The following is a 23,595-nucleotide window of genomic DNA, read 5'->3' on the forward strand; positions in this document are numbered from 1 at the left end:
ACAAAAAATCCCTATTTATTTTTCATGAAAAGCAGTATTATTTAGTCGTCATACAAGACTAGACAATACTTGTATATACAAGATATATTTCATAAAATCTATTATTCTACAATTCATCGAAAGAAATATTTCACATATGTAATTTACTCAACCTAACTGTTTTCGAGCATTACGGAAAACTCGCATCCAAGGTCCATCAACCCCCCATTCTTTTGGGTACCAAGAATGAGTAATGCTACGGTACACACGCTCTGGATGTGGCATCATAATCGTAACGCAACCACTTTCATTAGTTACCGCAGTGATTCCGTTTGGTGAACCATTTGGATTAGCTGGATATTTCTCTGTTATATTACCAAAATTATCAATAAAACGCAGCGTCACCAACCTTTTGTTTTCTAAATTTTTTAGATGCATAGCATCGCGCATCTCTGCATAACCTTCAGCATGCGCTACTACAATTGGAATGCGCGAACCAATCATGCCATCTAATATAAGTGATGCAGTGCTCATAACCTCTACTAAACTTAATCGACTTTCAAAGCGTTCTGATTGATTACGCACAAAACGAGGCCAGTCTGCACTACCAGGTATAAGCTCACGAAGATTAGAAAGCATTTGGCAACCATTACATACACCTAGCGTTAATGTTTGTTTACGCTGAAAGAATTCCGTAAATTCATCTCTCAAACAATTATTAAATAAAATAGACTTAGCCCATCCTTCACCTGCACCTAACACATCGCCATATGAAAAACCTCCACACGCGACTAAAACATGAAAATCCTTTAAACTATAATGACCTGATAAAAGATCACTCATATGGACATCAATTGCTTCAAAACCAGCTTCATAAAAAGCAGCAGCCATCTCAACATGAGCATTAACACCTTGCTCACGTAAAACTGCTACTTTCGGTTTAACCCCAATAATAATAAACGGAGAAATAATATCTTCTTGTGGATCAAAAGTAAGTAAAACATTTAATCCTGGGTCGTGACTATTAAGTTTACTTAAATGTTCCTCATCAGCACAGCTTGGGTTATCACGAAGTCGCTGAATTTTCCAAGTAGTTTCTGCCCACCAGGCGCGTAAAATAGTACGGCTATAATCATAAAGTATTGATGAACCTCGAGAAATTCTAAAACAATCACCACTTATGGCCTTACCTAGTAAATGCACGGAAGAGCTCAACTGATACTCATCTAAAATTTTTCTCACAGAACATATATCAGCAGCAGCGATCTGAATTACCGCACCAAGCTCTTCATTAAATAAAACTGCTAAATCATCATGACTGAAGCTTACAAGATCAACTTCGACCCCACAGTGTCCAGCAAAAGTCATTTCTGCAAGCGTAATTAACAGCCCACCGTCTGATCGGTCATGATAGGCAAGAAGATACCCTTTAAGAAGAAGCATCTGGATAGCAGACCAAAAATTCGCTAATTGTGCTACATTTCGTATATCTGCAGTTTGATCTCCTAACTGACGGTAAACTTGTGATAAAGCTGTAGCGCCCAGGGCATTATGACCATTTCCTAGATCAATGAATAATAGCATGTTATCACAAGTCTTTAATTCTGGTGTTACCGTTTTTCGTATATCCTCTACACGAGCAAAAGCAGTAATGACCAAGGATAAAGGAGCAGTAACCTCATATTCTATACTATCTTGATTCCAGTGAGTCTTCATAAACATTGAATCTTTACCTACTGGAATAGTAATTCCCAACTCTGGACATAATTTTTCACTAATTTCTTGTACTGCAGAGTAAAGACCCGATTCTTCACCTGGATGACCGGCCGCAACCATCCAGTTCGCTGATAGTTTTATACGAGCCATAGAGCCAATGCATGTTGTCACAATATTAGTGAGCGCTTCACCCACGGCTAACCTAGCAGAGGCTAAAAAGTTCAATAAAGCAACTGGGGCGCGTTCACCAATTGCCATTGCTTCGCCATAATAACAATCTCGTGACAAGCTAGCGCTCGTTACCGCACAATTGGCCACTGGAATCTGCCATGGCCCAATCATTTGATCACGAACCACCATACCACCAATAGAACGATCACAAATTGTAATCAAAAAAGTCTTTTCTGCTACTGCAGGTAGATGCAATATACGATATACTGCGTCGGGAATAGATATATGATCTCGAATGAGTTTTTTTCCTATTGGTTGCAAACTACACACACTACGCATCATCGTTGGTGTATGACCTAATAAAAGATCAAGAGGCATATCAATAACAGTAGCACCAAAATGACTGTCAAACAGTGATATATGCTTATCCTTTATTGTCTCCCCAATCACTGCATATGGTGCACGTTCACGCTGACATATGGCGTCAAAAAATGAGATGCTTTTAGCATCAATAGCTATCAGATAACGTTCTTGTGACTCATTGCACCAGATTTCTAATGGACTCATACCTGGTTCATTATTCAAGATTGCGCGTAAATTAAATTTTCCGCCACATCGACCATCACGCATCATTTCTGGCACAGCATTAGAGAGGCCGCCAGCTCCTACATCATGAATAGATAAAATTGGATTTTGTAATCCTAACTGCCAGCAACGATCAATAACTTCTTGACATCGACGCCCCATTTCAGGATTTGCACGCTGCACAGAGGAAAAGTCATGATCTGCATTAGATTGTCCAGCGGTCACTGAAGAAGTTGTACCGCCACCTAATCCAATATTCATCGCTGGCCCACCCAAAACGATAATCTTAGCACCCGTCTTGATTGTATATTTTTTGACATGATCTTCACGAATATTTCCCATGCCCCCTGCCAACATAATTGGCTTGTGATAACCACGTACCTCATTGCCATTATGGCTATCAACCCTTTCCTCATAAGTTCGAAAGTAACCATTAAGCACAGGTCGACCAAATTCATTATTAAAACCTGCTCCGCCCAATGGAGCTTCAATCATAATATCTAGTGCACTAGAAATAGTATTTGGTTTACCAAAATTTTCCTCCCATGGCTGCTCAAACCCTGGAATTCTTAAATTAGATACTGAAAACCCTAAAAGTCCAGATTTAGGTTTTGCCCCGCGCCCAGTAGCACCTTCATCACGAATCTCACCACCGGATCCAGTTGCAGCACCTGACCATGGAGAAATTGCCGTAGGATGATTATGTGTTTCTACTTTTATTACAATATGTGTGCATTCGTGATGAAAACGATATATACCCTCTAGATCAGCATAAAATTGAGTAATATTATATCCCTGCATAACTGCTGCATTATCGTTATAAGCAGATATAACATAATCTGGAGTTTTCTTAAAAGTATGTTTTATCATTTGAAATAATGATTTAGCCTGTTTTTTACCATTAATAATCCAGTCTGCATTAAAGATCTTATGACGACAGTGCTCAGAATTAGCTTGTGAAAACATATATAGCTCAATATCTGTTGGGTTTCTCCCAAGTTTAGAAAACGAAGCCATTAAATAATTAATTTCACTGTTTGATAAAGCCAAACCAAGCTCAGTGTTAATCTTAACTAATTCATCTCTCCCTGCATTAAGTATGTCGATAATTTGCACAGAGGTTTCAGTAGGTTGTGAAAATAAAACTTCAGCTTGATTAAGATCATTCAAAACAGTTTCTGTCATGCGATCATGCAATAATATTTTTAGCTCTTCCTTCTGATATTTTGCCAATTCAGGAGAATTTATATAAAAAACCTTACCGCGCTCTAAACGTATAATCTGAGTTAACGAGCAATTTTTAATAAGATCAGTAGCTTTTGAAGACCACGCTGAGATAGTTCCTAAGCGCGGAGTAACTACAAACATATATCCTTCTGGAGTGCCCTGAGTTACAGAAGGTCCATAACATAAAAGACGCTGAAGAAGTTTTTTTTGATCTATAGTAAGTAACTCGCGTATATAGATAAAATGAATATATTCAACATGAATTTCTTTAATCGGGAAGTTAGCTTTTTGACAGTCCCGGAGTAATTTCTTGGCCTCGCTTACCGATAGAGCCGGAGGACCACGTAGAATTTCCATCATAGTAAACGCTCTCTTTTATCACAGATCTGTTTAGTGTCTATTTGGCTGTTATAGAGCAAAAAAAAACATGCGATATTATAGATTTTTTAGCTAATTTTAAAGGTATTTTTTGCTACTGCATGCATCCCTAAGACTATATATATGAAAACTATAAAAATATTTTTAATTATCTTTTACCGCATAATTTTCAGTAGTGATAAGTTGAATTAACTTTTTAAGATTTTTTATTCTCTAATATTTTTCTATTGTATAAAATTATATATATCATATTAATGATATTGTTATGATGGTTTGCAATAATTTAAGAGTAGCATAATCTAATCAATTATTGTACAATTCTTGTAACGTCAAATACATTAATCTTCTAATGAATATTAGTAACTAAATAATATTAATAATGTCAAAATCTTTATCATAAAGCCTATATTGGAATGCGTCACAAGATAACTATGACTAAATTTTTATTAAATTAATATGAAAATATTATCTCAGAAAAACATATCACATCAATCAAGATAAAATTGTTATCCTATCCTGAAGGTTTTAACTTTATGATATGCCAAATAATCATCACCTACTACCTTCTGGTAATTTTATAAATTTTTTAAAATAATTACCACTTAATATAGTAATTATAGATATAACGGAGGGAATAATTGGGTATGGTATAAGTATGCAAGATCGCATAATATTTGAATTAAAAAAGAAAATAACAGTAATATTCTTATATAATTTTACCGTATAACTTTTATTACATTATTAATGAAAACAATAAAACCCCTAAATATTTTTCATCTATAATACAAATTATATCTATATATATAGATTATTTTTTAGTATTAATGTAGTCACGATCTGTAAAAATTTTTATAGTTAATATAAAAAATTTTTAGTATATCATTATGAATGATGCACTAAAACACTAAAAAACAACCTCAGATTAAAAATCCACGAATACTCTTTTAATGAACATTTTTCACACAATATGTTTTATTTAAAGTCATTAAAAATGACAACTGAAAACACACATATCTATAAATTAAATATATGAATTAATATTATGATAATTAAATAAATACTCACCTCTCATACTCGTAAAAATACTTTATTAGATATACTATTATAGTATAGTAAAAATTACACTTAAAATATTGTTCTTTTATAATATCTTAATGAAAAAATTAAATTAATACTGGTGAATGTCTTCATGTAAGCTCTCTATAGAAAAATAATTAATATATCCTAATATTTAGATCAATGCATTATATTGTCATACTATCTTAACAATTAGAACACCGATCCTCTAGAAAATATTCTTTATTATTCTATGTATTTTACCTATCTATTAAAATCTAAAGAGTTTTTAAAACTACTTAGTATTTTTATTTCTTAAATTTTTTCCTACTCTTTTTGTATGAAAAAAATCATTCAGAATACTTGAACATTGCTCTGATAATATGCCAGAAGTAATTTGAAAATAATGATTAACTCCAGGATATGAAAAAAAATTCAGACAAAAACCAGATGAGCCCATTTTTGTATCATAAGCTCCATATACTAATCGGCTAATTCGACTACAAGCTATCGCACCAAGACACATAAGACAGGGCTCAAGAGTGACATATAGGGTTGATTTTAAAAGTCGATAGTTTTGTAAGGTTTGACCTCCGTGTCGTAATGCAATTATTTCAGCATGCGCGGTAGGATCATTACATCCAATAGATTGATTATACCCCTCACCTATCACCCGATCATAGAAAACTAGTACAGCACCAACTGGAACTTCACCTTGACACTTAGCTTCAGTCGCCAGAAAAATAGCACGTTTCATCCAATACTCATCAGGATAATTAGTCAACTCTAATTCTCCAAAAATTTCTATATAATCTAATGAATAAATACCTATTATCTAAATAAAGAACTTGTAATACAACTGCATTCAATGTGTGTATTCTTTTTTTTGACATTGCACTCCTAAATTTTAACAATTCTACGTAACTATACATAACAGAATATACACTATTTTATTTTATCATATTAGTTCTATAAAAATGTTGAATACACCTAAATAATTCTATCATTTTTATAAACAATAAAAGTATCTATACAACCATAAAATAATGCCATGAAAGTAATTCATAGCAAATAAAAACTCCTTAGTGCATACTTAGTAAGATTATAAAATATAAAGTTAACCAAAAATAATTTTTTCACCAGGAATCTTATATAGAAATTATATAATAGTTAAGCGATCTCTATTATAAACGCATCAAAAATAAAATTAATAACAGTGAACTATTATCTCAGATAATAACTATATACAAAAACTAAATAATAAATAAAACCACTTAGAAATAATCAATACTTCTTTAATATTATAAAATAATATACCATAAATTCTCTAAAATTATCTGTATCTACACAAATAACTGAATATACAAAAAAGTGGTGATTTCATAAAAATATTCTCATATTTATTTATCATAAAAAATAAAACATTTAATTTAACCATATAGTACATCACTTAATAGATATATAATAATTTCTCTTATTATCATCAGGGATGATCATAAATTATTAGAAACAAATAAAAACCGAAACGATTTTTTTATATCATTCATCAACCCATATGACATTATATATTCCACCTCATTAGTGAGTGTTTTTTCTAGTTTTCTATCGTATTATATACTTTTCTGTCCTTTCATATTTTTAAAAAAAATACAACACTCATCTTTTAAAGTTTTAAAGATATTTTTTACACTAGAACCTTTAACCTTCATGGATCATACTTAATATGCAATATATAGTGATAAATTCAAATATAATTAGATTAAAATATCTCAGATTCAACCCTATAAAATATGTATAGAAAAATCTATAAATGTAATACCAATGTGGGATATATATGACACATATCTAACTTACGTTAAAAATATAGTGTTATCTTCTCTGATCTATATAGTTACATACTGTAATTATATAGCATATTAGTTAATTTCTATTGGCAACACTTTAAATTGTACAACGTTCCTTTCATTAAAACAAAAAAACAATACACACGTGTAGCAGCAGAAATGAGACATCTATACCATGGTGCATGATGAACTAAAAAAAACTGCTAGCTGGGCTGCGCTAAAATACATTAGGTCCGGAACTATTATTGGTGTAGGCACTGGCTCAACGACTTCATATTTTATTGATGCTTTAGCATCTATCAAAAATCAGATTGCTGGTACAGTATCTAGTTCAGAAACTTCAAGCGCTAAACTCAAAGCATACGGCATCCCTGTTTTTGATCTTAATGATGTTAGTCTACTACCCCTATATGTTGATGGTGCAGATGAAATTAATGATCAGTTACAAATGATTAAAGGAGGTGGAGCGGCATTAACACGAGAGAAGATTATTGCAGCTGTTGCTGACTGTTTTATTTGTGTTGTAGATTCTTCGAAAAAAGTGGAGATACTTGGTCACGCTCCTCTTCCAATAGAAGTAATTCCAATGGCACGCTCTTATGTATCCCGTCAATTAATCAAACTTGGGGGGTGGCCAAAGCACCGACAGAACGTCATAACTGATAATGGTAATATCATTCTTGATGTATATCATTTAAACATGAGAAACCCAATTCAGTTAGAAGAAATAATCAATTCCTTAACGGGTGTAGTTACAGTCGGATTATTTGCTAAACGTGGAGCTGATATAGCCATCATCGGTACTAAACACGGAGCACGAATACTCCAAAAAGATTATCGTACGGAATTCTAAAAACTTATGTAATTTTACAATGAGATCAAAAAACACAATCCTACAAGTTTAAATACGACCTTTTAAGCATCTATAGTTAAATATAAATATATATACTAAATAATATTTTAGTTTATCATTAATAATTATTCAAAGTATTCTATATTCTTATAATAATAAATTATTAAAAATAATGCATGGTTGGTAGTATAAAAGAAGTAAAAAGTTATAAAACAAATTTATAAAACAACTATTTTAGTAATTAAAAATGAATCACTCTTATTTTATTTTTCCTAATATCGATCCAATTATTGTTTCACTTGGACCAGTGTCACTTCACTGGTATGGACTTATGTATTTAATAAGTTTTATATTAATTCGGTGGATAGCAGTACATAGAGCTAGTCAATGCAAAAATTTTTTATTTAAAAAAAATATAGACGATCTTCTATCCATTGGCTTTTTAGGGGTATTCATTGGAGGTCGCCTTGGGTATATGCTATTCTATAATCTTCCTGTGCTACTAAGTGATCCTTTATCTATTTTTAAAATATGGAATGGAGGAATGTCGTTTCATGGAGGTTTAATAGGAGTTATTATAGGAATGTGGGTGTTTTCTCATCAGATACAACGTCACTTTTTTCAAGTATCTGATTTCATAGCCCCTCTCATTCCCATTGGACTAGGCGCAGGTCGCCTTGGGAACTACATCAATGGTGAATTATGGGGAAGAGTTAACACTCACTTACCATGGGCTACACTATTTCCTGGATCTTATAGTGAAGATATTAAAATAGCTGCTATTCATCCAGAATGGCAACAACTACTCCTAAATTATGGAGTACTTCCACGTCACCCTTCTCAGTTATACGAAGCCATTTTAGAAGGTTTTGTTTTATTTATTATTTTAAATTTATTTGTTTTTAATCGAAATCGTCCTCTAGGCGCTATGTCTGGATTATTTTTAGTTAGCTATAGCATTTCTAGAATCACTGTAGAACTGTTTCGACAACCTGATCCACAAATTGGTTTATTTTATGGTATTAGTATGGGGCAAATTCTATCTATCCCAATGATGATTTCAGGGGTCCTAATTATAATTTGGGCTTATTATAACCATCGCATAAATAAAGATAATCACTGATTATCCACTAAACTAATATTGTGTTATATTTAATATAGTAAAATTAAATATATGCACCTCTATTGTTTTTGTTCAAAAACTACAAAAATATAAAAATTTTTTAATATATAATTAATATTTATTTTTATATCTCATTCTTAAAGTTGATGATAACATAAATCTTGTTTTGATTATTTATAAATCTGTCTATACTAGATGGCATCTACTATTTTAAACATATACACACTTAAAATTTTCATATCATATAAAACTTCTCTCTAAGGTGTTAATTAGTTTTAACTATAACAATACTTTTATCTTGTAAAGACTATGGGTATATAAAAGTCTATTTCTTTAATCTGAAATTAAAAACTATTTAATTGCATTTAAAACGAAAAATATATTTCATATTATAATTTCCTAAAACGTATTTTTAATACAAATATAAGCTAATAAATAAACTAAAAAACTATTAGTTATATGACCTATTCTCTTATAAATTATGAGGTCACACTTAAACTTGTTCGATAAAGATATCTCTTTTATTTTCAAATAAGTTCTATGCTATTATGATTATTAACATAAAAATATTATACAATATAATATTTAAGTTACACGCATATTACAACACCTTATAAGAATATATAAAAATCGTGAATAACTTATTTTATCTTGAACATAACTATAAAACTATAGAATTATATATTTCATATTATGCTATAATTTTATTAATTATAAATAATGCACTTATTTTTAAGAAAATATCTAAAAATTAATACTTTAAAAAATAAAATATATCTTTTATCACATAAAAAATTCAGTATATACTAACCTCACTGAAAATAAGAGATAAGTATTACGCATATTGAATACATAAAAGAATCTATTGTCACCAATAAAACACCAATAATACTTTACAACCAATTCTAATTTCTTGGTATAGCATGATCGATATCCAATTAAACGCTCTGAATAACGTGAGTATTATTTATGGCTAATTTTTTAGACAATTCCCTTATTCTAGTTGATGCCTTTTCATATTTGTATCGTGCTTATTATGCTTGTCCTCGTCTAAGTACGTCGTATGGTTTTCCAACCGGTGCGATCTACGGTATGTTAAATATGCTCCGTGCTTTAATATGTAAATATCAACCTACTTATATTGCTATTATATTTGATGTAAAAGGAAAAACATTTCGCGATGATATTTTTACACAATATAAAAGTCATCGTCCATTAATGCCAGATGATCTTTGTGTTCAATTAGAGCCTTTAAATGAAATTATTAGCGCTATGGGTTTACCAATACTAGCTATTCCTGGCGTTGAGGCAGATGATGTAATAGGTACTTTAGCATTAGAGGCAGAAACATTAGGTAACACCGTATTAATTAGCACAAGTGATAAAGATATGGCTCAATTAGTAACACACAAAATTCATTTAATGAATACAATGAATAATACCATTCTTGGACCAGAAGAGATAATAAAAAAATATGGTGTCCCACCTATGCTAATAATCGACTTGCTTGCCCTCATGGGTGATGCATCTGATAATATTCCAGGAGTCCAAGGAATTGGTCACAAAACTGCTATTGCGTTACTGCAAAAATTTAATGGTATTAAAGCTATTTATAAAAATTTAGAAACGACATCATCTCTTGCTATTTATAACTCTCAAAATATAATAAAAAAATTAAAAAAATATAAAAATGAGGCTTTCCTGTCTTATCAGCTAGCTATGATTAATACTAATGTAACACTTAATATTACCAGCAATCAGTTAATTCCAAAAAATCCAAATATAGATAATCTTTTATCATTATTTAAAAAATTTGAATTAAATAAATGGATAACTCATTTAGATAATAAAAAATTATGGTGCTCACATAAAAAATGAACTTACGAAAACCAAAGGCCATTACCTCCAAAAATCCTATAATAAGATCAGAGATATACAATCCAGAAATTTCAAATACCTATTTTACTATTCTAGATCCAGTCACTTTTTCTTTCTGGTTAAGTAGATTAAAACACAGTAAATGTTTTGCATTAAATTTAGAAACAAATTCAGTAGACACTCTAACAGCTAGTATTATTGGATGCTCTTTTTCAATGATACCAGGTGAAGCAGCCTATGTACCAATATTACATGATTATCCAAATGCTCCTGCTCAATTAGCTTACCAAGATGTCCTTTTGGCCCTAAAACCTCTTTTAGAAAATACAAAAATTGCAAAAATTGGAAAAAATCTTAAATTTGATCGCGGAATTTTAAAAAGACACAATATTGAATTAAAAGGTATGTGCTTTGATACAAAACTGGAATCTTATGCATTAAATAGTATAAACAATGGACATGATATATATACATTAGCACAAAGATGGTTAGGCTATGATTTAACATTACTTAATAAAATTACTCAAGAGGGTAAAAATCAACTAACGTTTAGTAAGTTATCTCTTACAGAAGCAACTCATTATGCAGCAAGCCGTGCAGATATTACATTACAGTTACATTACAAAATGTGGAAAGAACTAGAAAAAAAACAAGGTCCTAAGCATATATTTGAACAAATTGAAATGCCACTGATTCCTGTTTTATCACGCATAGAACAACATGGAGTCTTAATTAATCAGCATTTATTATCTGAGTGCTCCCAAGAAATTGGTGATCGTCTAATTAAGTTAGAATTAAAAGCACACAAACTAGCCGGAGAATCATTTAATCTAGACTCACCAAAACAATTAAAAAATATTTTATTTTATAAGAATGGTCTAAAATCACTTAAAAAAACGGCTAATGGTAATTTATCTACCAGTGAAGAAGTACTTTCTAAGCTAGCAATAGAACATCCACTGCCCCAAGTAATCTTAGAATATCGTAGTCTGTCTAAAATTAAATCCACTTACACAGATAAACTGCCCCGTATGATTCACCCAGAGACTCAACGAATACATACATCTTATCACCAAGCGGTTACAGTAACCGGACGTCTTTCTTCTAGTAATCCAAACCTACAAAGCATCCCAGCTCGAAGCAGTGAAGGACGTCGCATTAGACAAGCATTTACAGCTGCTCAAGGAAACTGTCTTATAGCTGCGGATTATTCACAAATCGAATTACGTATTATGGCACATTTCTCACAAGATATAGGTCTTCTATCAGCATTTTCTAAAGAACAAGATATTCATTGCGCTACAGCTTCAGAAGTATTCGGAATTGCTTTTGCAAAAGTTAGCAAAGAACAAAGACAACGAGCTAAAACAATTAATTTTGGTTTAATATATGGCATGAGTCCTTTTGGTTTAGCACGTCAACTACATATTAGTGTCAAAGAAGCCAAAATATATGTAGATTGTTATTTTGAACGATATCCTGGAGTTTTCCAATATATGAAAAATACTCGTGAACAAGCTTTAGAAAATGGTTATGTTTCAACACTATATGGTCGCCGCTTATATTTACCAAATATTCAAGATAAAAACATTATGCGTCGCAAAGCAGCAGAACGCGCAGCTATTAATGCGCCAATGCAAGGAACGGCAGCCGATATAATTAAACGCACTATGATTAATATTGATAAATGGCTCTTACAACAAAAAAAACCAGCGTTCAAGATGATTATGCAGGTGCATGACGAATTAGTTTTTGAAGCACAAACAGATACTGTAAAAGAAGCTTCTATAAAGATTTGCTCCATAATGGAAAATAGTGAAAATCTTGATGTACCACTACGTGTAGATATTGGAGTGGGAAAAAATTGGGACCAAGCTCATTAAAATTATCATTAGTAAAACTTAAAATGAATATAACTAACTGATCATCTAATATAAATCTTTATATATATCCTTACAGTAATATTTTTATATATACACTATTAAGAATATCTTTTTTCTTAATATAAACTAAACTATAAACTTGATAAAATAAAAAAAATAAATAAATGACTATACTTTAAAAAATATAATCAGCAAATAACACAAACGAGCATTACTATAATAAAAAACATACAATTATGCTAATTTTGTATTAAATTAAAAAATCTATTGCATATCTAGAACGAGGAAAAAGCTGTTATGAATAAAGATTCACTTAACTATAAAGATTCAGGGGTAGACATCCATAAAAGCAATACCTTTGTAAAACACCTCAAAGAAATTGCAAAAAAAACCTCTCGCGCAGAAGTAATACAAGGACCAGGTGGTTTTGCAGCTTTATGTGCTATACCAAAAAAATATCGCGAACCAATCTTAGTATCTAGTACAGACGGAGTAGGTACTAAAATGAAATTAGCCATGCAATTTCAACTTTATGAGACAATTGGTATTGATGTAGTAGCTATGTGTGTAAATGATATAATCGTATTAGGTGCAGAGCCACTCTTTTTCTTAGATTACTATGCAACTAGTCATATTAAAATTGACACCATTACTTCTATCATAAATGGTATTACTAAAGGTTGCCTAAAATCAGGTTGCTCTCTAATTGGCGGTGAAACAGCTGAAATGCCAGGGATATATAATGGTGAAGATTATGATATAGCAGGTTTTTGTGTTGGAATAGTAGAAAAGGAAAAAATTATTAATGGAAAAAAAATAACAGATGGTGATATATTAATTGCACTTAGCTCCAGTGGTCCACATGCAAATGGATACTCTCTGATTCATAAAATTATCAATAATAATAATATTGATATACAAAAAACCTGCATAAAAGGTAAACCTCTAATAAATGAGTTACTAAAACCAACTCGAATTTATGTAAAAAATATCCTAACCTTACTCGAAAAAATGGAACTACATGCTATTATTCATCTCACTGGAGGCGGATTCTGGGATAATATCCCCCGAGTACTACCAGATCATACTCAAGCGATCCTAAATGAATCTACCTGGGAATGGCCAGAAATATTTAAGTGGATTCAAAAATCGGGAAATATTAGTCGTTTTGATATGTATCATACCTTTAACTGTGGTGTTGGCATGATAATTGCATTGCATCCTTCATTAGCAGATAAAGCATTAAAAAAAATGACTGATTATGGCGAAATAGCTTGGAAAATCGGCGTAATTAAAAACTCAAACTCTAATACTCGTGTAGTAATGAACCCATGAAACACATAGTCATACTAGTATCTGGAAATGGTACTAACTTGCAAGCTATATTAAATGCCCATCATACTACAAAAATCACTAGCAAGATAATAGCTGTTATTAGTAATAACTCTAACGCTTTTGCTATCAAACGGGCACAGCTAGCTCAAATTACTACTCATATAGTATCAGATAAACAATACAAAAAATTAGAATTATTCAATAAAATATTAATAAAAACAGTAAAAATTTATAATCCAGACTTAATAGTACTAGCTGGTTATATGCGTATCTTAAATATAGAATTTGTTACACACTATGCCGGAAAAATACTTAATATTCATCCTTCCTTATTACCAAAATATCCAGGTCTTAACACACATCAACGTGCAATAGAAAATGGTGAAAAACAACATGGAACCTCTATACATTTTGTTACTGAACAATTAGATAGTGGACCAATTATTTTACAAGTAGCAGTCCCAATATTCTATACTGATACTAAACATACCCTAAAAATGCGAGTAAAATATCAAGAAAATATCATCTATCCGCGTGTCATACAATGGTTTATTGATGGTCGTTTAGAAATGCGTGAAAATTCAGCTTGGTTAGATGGAAAAAAACTACCTAATACAGGTTATAAAAAAAATTAAATTAATAAAAATAAAAAAATAAAAAACTATAAAAATTAAACGATTACAAAATAAAAATTATAATTCTATATGATCTAATCAATACAAAAAATATCATATATACACTAGAATTGATTTTTTATTAATTACATATTAAAAAATAAATTTTATACTAATTATATATATTCATTCATTCTGTATAGTAACAATTAACTTAAAATTTTTAAGAAATATTATTTAAAGAATATTTTTTATTTTTAAATAACGATATATAAATAATTTATTATAGTAAATTATTTCAACATAACTAATAATTATATTAACATAATTATAAATAACAATATAAAATATTGAATACAAAATTAACAATAATCTTATATAACATAATAATTTTTATAAAAAAATTATTTAAGAAAAGTTTTTTTTGAGAAATAAAAATATTTACAATTATAATACATAAAATAATACATTTAAATATCAATTTTTACAATACTTATATATTAATTAATTTAATAAAAAAATTATTCTTTTATGTCTTTTTCTATCCTTCTTTCACACAAAATATCAAAATATATAATTTTATATCTGAAGAAAAAAATTTTTTATTAAAATTATTTGTTAATGTTTTGATATATATTTATAATATATTATAAAACAAAAATCACTGTTACCGATCATCATCTCTAACAAAAAATAAAATATCTTAAACAATAAAAATTAATTTATAACACACAATTTATTATATTTACCTATAATAAAAAACAATTCTTTTAAAGAATATTATAAATTTTAAAAAAATATCCTAAAAGTACTATACAAAATTATTTTTAAATCTTTTTTAAATATGTTTATTATTCATTAGCTAAAAGATATTCTATTAATTCATATTAACACATAACTTAATAAATTCATAAAATCTAATAATAAAACTTTGTCATTAAAGTATCTTATATCATTATAAATGATAAATATTAGATACTATTTTTAAAATCTGAAAATATAATATTTTCTATAATTAATCTAAAATAAAAAAAAATACTATGAATTTTTATATATAAAATATTAATTAAAAATTTTAGCTCCTAAATACATGTTTTAAATAAACACCTTTAGTATCCACTATTAAATTAAACAAAATTTATTTAATTATATAGATTTTTATTAATTTAAGATTAATAATCCACACAATATACATAATAATCAAAAATAAAAAATTCACACAAAATTCTATCGAAAATTATAATTAAAATATCAAAGACTTATATTATATATATATACTTAAAAGATAAAAAATAAATTTAATCAATAGTGATCATAAAAAAATCAGTATATATACATATAAAATATAACCTAAAAATAAATAATAAAATATGTCCTTTATTCTTTATAAGAAAATAATAAAAAATATTATATATTTTTAATATCTATATGAACTTTAATAAGCAATATATAATGCAAATTATATATTGCTTTTATAAAAAATAAATGCTAAAATATACCTAGCTTGTCTAGGACAATAGAATAAATAAATATTATTTAGTAACTTCTGAGTTCTTTAATTAAAAGAATTATAATGTAATTTAAGGTAATTCAGGGTATGTAATTTCTTCAATTAAAATTTGTATATTATAATTTTTATTTAATGTGTATATTATTACATGTTACGGGGTTATTATATGGTTTATATTGCTCTTAATATTTTTTTATTTGTTTAAAATTTTTCTTGTAATTTAGTAGGTCATATTATTAAATAATTTTATTTTATAGCGCGTAAGTTAATTTTTTTATTTTTTATATATAAAAAATATTTTATAGATTTATTTTTAGTTATGTAATTTTGATTAATTATTAGTTTGTTTTTTTTTAATTTAGTATATTTATTTTTTTATTTTTTTAAATTTTTTAATGAAGGAGATTTATAAAAATTTTAGATAATTTTGTATTAGAAATTTTATGTATACACTTCATTATAATATATTTATTTACATAAAGATTTTATATTTTTGTATTTTTTTTATTTTGATTTGAAATTATTTAAAATTTAATAATACTAATTATATATATTTTATATTAAAGATAGATTTTAATTTATGTAAAATTTTTTTATTAAGTTTTTTATCGTTAAAATATAGGTTAGTTTTTTATAGAAAAATTGTATATAAAAATTTTATTTATATAGAGGATTTTTAAATATTTATTAAAATAATAATATTAATAAATGATATATTATATGTTAATATATCATTAAAAGATAAAATTTATGAGAGATTTATGAAAAATTGTGAGTTTATTAGTTTATTATAAGAAAAATTCTTATATAAAGTTTTAAATTTCTGAATGTTTAATTTTATTTTTATAATTTTTTAATTTATATTAAATAAAATATAAATTATTCTTAAATATTATTCATATAATAAAATAATATTTTTATGGCGAGAGTCAGATATAAATTAATGACCTTCGTTTTATGATTGAAACAAGTTATTAAACTTTTTCATTTTTGTATGTATAATGTGATATTATATATTAAATAATTTTTATTTTAATTATTTTATTATATAGTTAGATAAAGATTAAAAAATCTTATTTATTTAATAATATTAATAAACTGATTATATATAAAAAATTTTAAAATGATTATTAAATTACATTAAATTTACTTATATTAATTTATATTGATTAAATTTTTTTCTGATTGTATTATTTTAAGTTAAATAATTTTATATTTTGTCATTTTTAGTACATAATTATATAAAATTTTTGATTTTTATTAGGAATTTATTATATTATAGGAGTTTTTTAATTTAATAAAAATTTTAGTTATATCCATATAGAGTATTATGTCTATGTAAGTTATATCAGACTTGTATATATTTTTATGGTAGATTCGCAAATTATTATATTATTTTTTTAGTTGAATTTTATCAATTAAGATATTTTTAGTTTTTTTTATCTTATTTATTTTTTTAATAGGATTTACTTTTAAAAAGATTACCATGGCTAGATACTAAGTAGTGGTATAGTACTTATTTTAATTTAAATTTTTTTTTAAAATACTTTTCTTTATATAAAGATATTCACTATTTATGACAAGTTAGATAAGATTATTTTGTATAATATACTATTAATTTGAGACATTAGACTTTACTCAATTTAGAGCTCGGATTTTATGTATTATATTACTTATGGAGAATCTATGTACGTATTATGGCAAGTTATTACTACAGTTTTGCACGGTACATGGCGAACATTAACTTTTATTCGTCAATTTATTTTAAATATTATGTTTATTTTGTTAGTTTCTATTTGTATTGGCGTTTGGCTTCAAAATGAACGAGTTCATACTGGAGGCGAGAGACATAAGGGAGCTTTAATTGTTAACTTACAAGGAATTGTAGTAGATAAGCCTGCTATTAATGATCATTTTTTGATGAAAATATATCATCAAATATTAGGTCATCATGGAGATTATATAAAGGAAACATCTTTATTTCAGATTGTTAATTCTATACGGCAAGCCAAAGATGATCCTCAAATTACCGGAATGGTATTGGATTTAGATAATTTTGTAAGTGCAAATCAATCGTCTTTAGAATATATTGGCAAAGCGTTAAGTGAGTTTCGTAAGAGCGGTAAGCCGATTTTTGCATTTGGATTAAATTATACTCAAACACAATATTATTTAGCTAGTTTTGCTAATAAAATTTATCTTTCTCCATATGGATCTGTAGATATTCGAGGATTTTCATTCAATAATATTTATTATAAAAGTTTTTTGCAAAAACTAAAGGTACACTCTCATGTATTTCGTGTTGGTGCTTATAAGTCTGCTGTAGAACCTTTATTACGAGATAATATGTCACCAGAAGCTTGTGAAGCGAATCATCTTTGGGTTACAGAGTTATGGAATAATTATTTAAATACGTTAGCTGAAAATCGAAAAGTTAAGATTACACAGATTTTTCCTAGTGTTAAGAAAACTATAGAAAAATTAGAGGCATTACATGGAGATTCTGCACAATACGCTAAAGAAAATGGGTTAGTTGATATATTATCTTCTTCAGCTTTAGTGGAAAAAGAGTTAGTTAATGTTTTTGGATGGGATGTAAATACTAAGAATTATTATGGTGTTAATATTTATGATTATCCGTTAAAAAATACGAATAATAATTCAGGAAATATAGCGGTGATTACGGTTAGTGGGTCTCTTGTAAATGATCAGTTGACTCCTGGTAGATCATTTATTGATTCTACAATTGCAGACATTCGATCTGCTCGTCTTGATCCTGCAATTAAAGCTATTATTCTTCGTATTAATAGTCCCGGAGGTAGTTTAAGTGCTTCTGAAACTATTCGTTCAGAACTAGAGGCTGTTCGAGCTTCAGGAAAACCTATAGTGGTTTCTATGGGAGGTATGGCAGCATCAGGTGCTTATTGGATTTCAACACCAGCAAATTATATTATTGCTAATCGAAATACTTTAACAGGTTCAATTGGTATATTTAATATAATTAATACCATAGAAGATTCTCTAGATATGATTGGTATTCATTCTGATGGTATCAAGAGTTCTAAGTTAGCTGGAACCTCTCATATTCAGGCACTTTCAGAAGATATGCAGAAAATAATTCAATTAAATATTAATCATAGTTATCAAGATTTTATTAATTTAGTAGCTAGTGCGCGTCATAAGACTAGAGATGAGATTGATAAGGTAGCTCAAGGACGTGTATGGACTGGTCTTGATGCTAAGAAATATGATTTAGTAGATGCTTTAGGTGATTTTGATGATGCATTAGCGAAAGCTATGGAATTAGGACATATTAAAAAGATACAGCTTAAATGGTATGATCATGAACCTTATTTTTTAGATCTTTTATATAATCAAACAACTAGTTCTATGCATATTGCTTTATTACAAATGATTTCTCAGGGATTTTTACCAAAATCTATATTGAATACAATAATAGATATAAAAAAACAGCCAGGTTTAGGGCTAACTATGAATGATCCTCAGAATCTTTATGCATTATGTTTTAGTTGTGGTGATATTTTATAATTTAAATTTATGTAATATATACTATATAGCCGTGTTTTTAGGTGCGGTTATATAGTTATTAAACTTAGTCTAGAGTTTATTGACTATAATTGTGTTGTATATTATTTTGAGTTTGTCAATGCAAAAAAAATCTATTTATGTTGCGTATACTGGTGGGACAATTGGAATGCAAAGATCCTGTAATGGTTTTATCCCTATTTCAGGTTATTTACAGAATCAGTTAGCTACTATATTAGAATTTCATAGAGAAGAAATGCCTAATTTTACTCTTTATGAATATAAACCACTTATTGATTCTGCGGATATGACACCAGATGATTGGCAAATCATCGCAGATGATATTGGAAAAAATTATGATTTCTATGATGGTTTTGTGATTTTACATGGCACAGATACTATGGCATTTACTGCTTCAGCTCTTTCTTTTATGTTAGAAAATTTAGCAAAGCCTGTTATTGTGACAGGATCACAAATTCCATTAGAACAGATGCGTTCAGATGGTCAGCAAAATTTATTAAATGCACTTTTTATTGCAGCTCAGTATCCAATTAATGAAGTTACTTTATTTTTTAATAATATATTATATCGTGGTAATCGTGCTACAAAAGTTCACGCAAATGGATTAAATGCATTTGCTTCACCGAATTTAGCCCCTTTGTTAGAAGTAGGAACGGATATTCGATGCTTAAATACACAATCAGCGCCTATTGGAGACGGCGGACGTTTAATAGTTCACCATCTTACTCCTCAGTGTATAGGATTAGTAACGATTTATCCAGGTATTTCAGCTAAAATTTTGCATAATTTTATTCAAAATCCTGTGAAAGCTCTTATTCTTCGTTCTTATGGAGTGGGAAATGCTCCACAGAATCAAAATTTTTTAAAAGAGATTAAATTGGCTATACAACAAGATATTATAGTAATTAATTTAACGCAATGTATGTTTGGTAAGGTAAATATGGGTGGTTACACCACTGGTCATGCATTAGAAGATGCAGGTGTAATTAGTGGATCAGATCTTAGTGTTGAGGCAGCTCTAACTAAATTATATTATTTGTTAAGTCAGAATTTTAGTACTAAAGATGTATGTTATTTTATGCAACAAAATTTACGTGGTGAATTAACTATTGATGAAGAAAGTTAATTTTTACTGATTAGGTTCTATATAATTTAATTATATAGAATATTTAAGTTTTTTTAAAAAATTATCTTAAATAATTAATATTATTATTTAAGATAAAATAAAATATTCAGTTTTTATTAATCTTTTATAAAATTTTTATATTTTTACAATAGAATAAATTTTTATTGTGTTTTCTGAAATTTTTAAATATTTTTGTATTTTTTAGTTTTACGATAATAATTATAGTGTAAAATATATATTATATGATGTTAGTTATTAGAAATTTCTATATATTGATATGTTAAAAAAAATTGAAAAATTAAATATTTTGCAGATACAGAGGTTACTTCAATTTTTTATTTTTATTTAGTAAGCTTTTTTTAAAAATTAAAATATGAAAAAATTATTTTATTAGAAAAATGTATTTTTGTTATAACACTTTACTTAGTAAAGATTTTTTTATTTATGTTTGTTAATTGTGTATTGATTTATATTTCTATTCTTTTATAAGTTCATATTAGTACAGGTAAGCATGACTCTATTTTAAATAGTATTATTTTTATTTTAATTATTTGTAAAAAATATACTTTAATGATAAGTATCATAAATATATAGTACACTTTGTGTATTAAAATTAATTAACTGTTTTTTGAGCGCTTTTTTAAAAAATTAAAAATCATTTACTAAAATTTAGATTGATATCTTATTAGGTCAAGTAATATATCTATATAAGAGATTTTTATTAATTAAATAGATGAGTTAAGATAGGCAATTTTACTAAAATTTTATATATTTAATGCATGATGTATTTATCTTAAAGAAAAAATTTTTTAAAAGACACATTTTTATTATATTTTTTTAAAATTATTTTGTATTTTATTAAAATTTTTAAGATTTTACTAAAATAAGTAATATTCTCTATGTTAGAGCAAGATTTGTATATTTTTTAAAATTTTAAAATTAGAAGAAGTGATTCTTGATAGTAATCTTTAAGATATATTAAGGTTATTTTAAAAAAAATTAATCTTCAGGTCGATATTTACCATAGATGAAATAAATATGATAGAGGGAGACCGATCGTTACTTTATATACTATTAACTTTAGGGGTCACTATTTGTTTTATTTTAGTATTTATATTTTTAAATGTTTTATTAGTTGTATATTACATATAATAAAGATATAAAATTAATGATATTTTTAAGTTAAATATTTTATTTGTACTACAGAAAGAATGATTAGTTTTTATGATATCTTTATGTGTTTTTATTTATTCATATTTTTTATTATTTTAATATCAAGATTATTTATTTTATACCTCATAAAAAATTATATACTGAATAATTTTTTATGAGGTATTGTATTATTGATTGTTAAATTATAATAAAATTTTTTAATATTATTAATATTATACATATAATACATAGATAGTTAAATTTATTTGTAAGGGATTTTATGATTTTTTAAGGGTAAAAATATAATTTTTAAAAAATATATATATGAAAAATATTTTTTTATTATGTGTTTTGTTTGAATATTTTTTTATATTCTGACTTTTATATCATTTGGAGATAGAAAATATATTTTCTATTTATTATTTTTTATAAAACCTAATTAATATAACATATTATATATATCTCTTATAAAGCAAATTATATTAGAGTAATAATCTAGTTTATTTTTTTAAAAAATAGATATTTAAATACAGCGTAATAAATAGTAAAATATCGTTCCATTTAAGCTTATTAATTTATTTTATATTATGTAATGTATCTTTCATATGTAGTTTTTTTATAAACTGTATTTATATCTATAAATACAGTTTTGTATTCTAAATAATTATCAAATTTTAAAAAAATAAAATAAATGTATTTTATAATTTATTTTTAATAAATTATAAATAATTTGACATTATAGTCTAGTGTCCTTTATAGGATAATAGTATTTAGATTTTTTTAAGATTTTTATGCAATATTATATATTTTACATAATAAGAGAACATTAAAGTAGTATAAAAATACTACTTTAATGTTCTCTTATTATGTATTGATAATTTTGATAAAGTGTATGTTTCTTAGTTTTGTTTTTATATTTTAAAAAAATTAGCATTGTATATTAAAAGTTTTTTTTAATATGTTATATATGTGATATATTTTAGTATATACTACTTTTAGTATAGATATTATCTATGATAATAACAGTTATTTTACAGTCATCTATAATAATATTATATATTTATTTTTATAAAAATATTCAATATTTTAAAAATTTTATTATATTAATATTAAAATATAATTAGAGGTAATATAAGATTTTATTTTGTATTTCGTATTAATTCAATAACACGTAATTTAGCAAGCACTTCTTTTAATTCTGTAGATGATTGTATAAAATCTATTGTATTTTTTTTTCTGTTCATCCGTTCTAGAATTGTATTCTTTGCTTGCAAAATACGTTTTTCATCAAGATCTTTACCACGAATTGCAGTGTCAGCTAAAATAGAAACCAATAAAGGTTGTACTTCTAGTATACCACCAGAAAGATAAATAATTTCATTTTTATTATTTGTTTTTAATATATGCACCATACCAGGTTTGATAGTAGTTAAAAGGGGTGTATGATGTGGATAAATTCCTAAGTCCCCTTCATTACCTGATACTTGAATACTTTTTACGTTTCCAGAGAATATTGTAAGTTCAGAACTAACAACATTTAAGTGAAAAGTCATAGTATAGTTACCTTTTTTACAGATTGACACTGTATGATCTTATTA

General features: G+C 27.1%; 9 protein-coding genes and 1 pseudogene. 7 read left to right on the top strand and 3 right to left on the bottom strand.

What is annotated here, in order from left to right; genetic code table 11:
* Positions 1-147: 147 nt before the first annotated feature.
* Both purL and tadA read right to left on the bottom strand, forming a co-directional pair.
* Positions 148-4,038, bottom strand: coding sequence for a phosphoribosylformylglycinamidine synthase (gene purL / locus ERCIPSPA2889_RS00055; RefSeq protein WP_157988855.1), 3,891 nt, complete (start codon positions 4,036-4,038; stop codon positions 148-150).
* A gap of 1,369 nt (positions 4,039-5,407) precedes the next feature.
* Positions 5,408-5,896 (bottom strand): tRNA adenosine(34) deaminase TadA, encoded by a 489-nt coding sequence (gene tadA / locus ERCIPSPA2889_RS00060; protein WP_157988856.1) that lies wholly within the window; start codon positions 5,894-5,896, stop codon positions 5,408-5,410.
* Between the two features lie 1,235 nt (positions 5,897-7,131).
* On the opposite strand from tadA, the gene rpiA reads away from it, so the two are divergent.
* The 7 genes and pseudogenes from rpiA (at position 7,132) to ansA (ending at position 20,845) form a co-directional block, all read left to right on the top strand.
* Positions 7,132-7,809 carry a ribose-5-phosphate isomerase RpiA gene (rpiA, locus tag ERCIPSPA2889_RS00065; RefSeq protein ID WP_157988857.1) on the top strand — a complete coding sequence of 226 codons (678 nt, stop codon included), beginning with the start codon at positions 7,132-7,134 and terminating at the stop codon, positions 7,807-7,809.
* A 247-nt stretch (positions 7,810-8,056) separates the two neighbouring features.
* Positions 8,057-8,932: a prolipoprotein diacylglyceryl transferase gene (gene lgt, locus ERCIPSPA2889_RS00070; protein ID WP_157988858.1), complete on the top strand. Its 876-nt coding sequence runs from the start codon at positions 8,057-8,059 to the stop codon at positions 8,930-8,932.
* Between the two features lie 969 nt (positions 8,933-9,901).
* Positions 9,902-12,693: pseudogene (gene polA, locus ERCIPSPA2889_RS00075) on the top strand (DNA polymerase I).
* A gap of 297 nt (positions 12,694-12,990) precedes the next feature.
* Positions 12,991-14,028, top strand: a complete 1,038-nt coding sequence (purM, locus tag ERCIPSPA2889_RS00080) for a phosphoribosylformylglycinamidine cyclo-ligase (RefSeq protein ID WP_157988859.1) — start codon at positions 12,991-12,993, stop codon at positions 14,026-14,028.
* Positions 14,025-14,663, top strand: a complete 639-nt coding sequence (gene purN / locus ERCIPSPA2889_RS00085; protein WP_157988860.1) for a phosphoribosylglycinamide formyltransferase — start codon at positions 14,025-14,027, stop codon at positions 14,661-14,663. Before purM ends, purN begins: the two co-directional genes overlap by 4 nt.
* Before the next feature lie 3,175 nt (positions 14,664-17,838).
* Complete coding sequence (gene sppA, locus ERCIPSPA2889_RS00090; protein ID WP_157988861.1) at positions 17,839-19,701, top strand: signal peptide peptidase SppA; 1,863 nt, start codon at positions 17,839-17,841, stop codon at positions 19,699-19,701.
* Between the two features lie 118 nt (positions 19,702-19,819).
* Positions 19,820-20,845 carry an asparaginase gene (gene ansA, locus ERCIPSPA2889_RS00095; protein WP_157988862.1) on the top strand — a complete coding sequence of 342 codons (1,026 nt, stop codon included), beginning with the start codon at positions 19,820-19,822 and terminating at the stop codon, positions 20,843-20,845.
* 2,291 nt (positions 20,846-23,136) lie between these two features.
* On the opposite strand, the gene ERCIPSPA2889_RS00100 is transcribed toward ansA, so the two are convergent.
* Positions 23,137-23,550 (bottom strand): F0F1 ATP synthase subunit epsilon, encoded by a 414-nt coding sequence (locus tag ERCIPSPA2889_RS00100; protein WP_157988863.1) that lies wholly within the window; start codon positions 23,548-23,550, stop codon positions 23,137-23,139.
* Between the last annotated feature and the right edge of the window lie 45 nt (positions 23,551-23,595).

This window comes from Candidatus Erwinia haradaeae, from assembly GCF_900698985.1.
Taxonomy (GTDB): Bacteria; Pseudomonadota; Gammaproteobacteria; order Enterobacterales; family Enterobacteriaceae; genus Erwinia_E; species Erwinia_E haradaeae_B.

Excerpts from the sequence above, each read along its gene's own strand:
- ERCIPSPA2889_RS00100 (WP_157988863.1), bottom strand. The coding sequence starts at position 23,550 with ATGACTTTTCACTTAAATGTTGTTAGTTCTGAACTTACAATATTCTCT.
- ansA (WP_157988862.1), top strand. The coding sequence starts at position 19,820 with ATGCAAAAAAAATCTATTTATGTTGCGTATACTGGTGGGACAATTGGA.
- purL (WP_157988855.1), bottom strand. The coding sequence starts at position 4,038 with ATGATGGAAATTCTACGTGGTCCTCCGGCTCTATCGGTAAGCGAGGCC.
- lgt (WP_157988858.1), top strand. The coding sequence starts at position 8,057 with ATGAATCACTCTTATTTTATTTTTCCTAATATCGATCCAATTATTGTT.
- sppA (WP_157988861.1), top strand. The coding sequence starts at position 17,839 with ATGTACGTATTATGGCAAGTTATTACTACAGTTTTGCACGGTACATGG.
- purM (WP_157988859.1), top strand. The coding sequence starts at position 12,991 with ATGAATAAAGATTCACTTAACTATAAAGATTCAGGGGTAGACATCCAT.
- purN (WP_157988860.1), top strand. The coding sequence starts at position 14,025 with ATGAAACACATAGTCATACTAGTATCTGGAAATGGTACTAACTTGCAA.
- rpiA (WP_157988857.1), top strand. The coding sequence starts at position 7,132 with ATGGTGCATGATGAACTAAAAAAAACTGCTAGCTGGGCTGCGCTAAAA.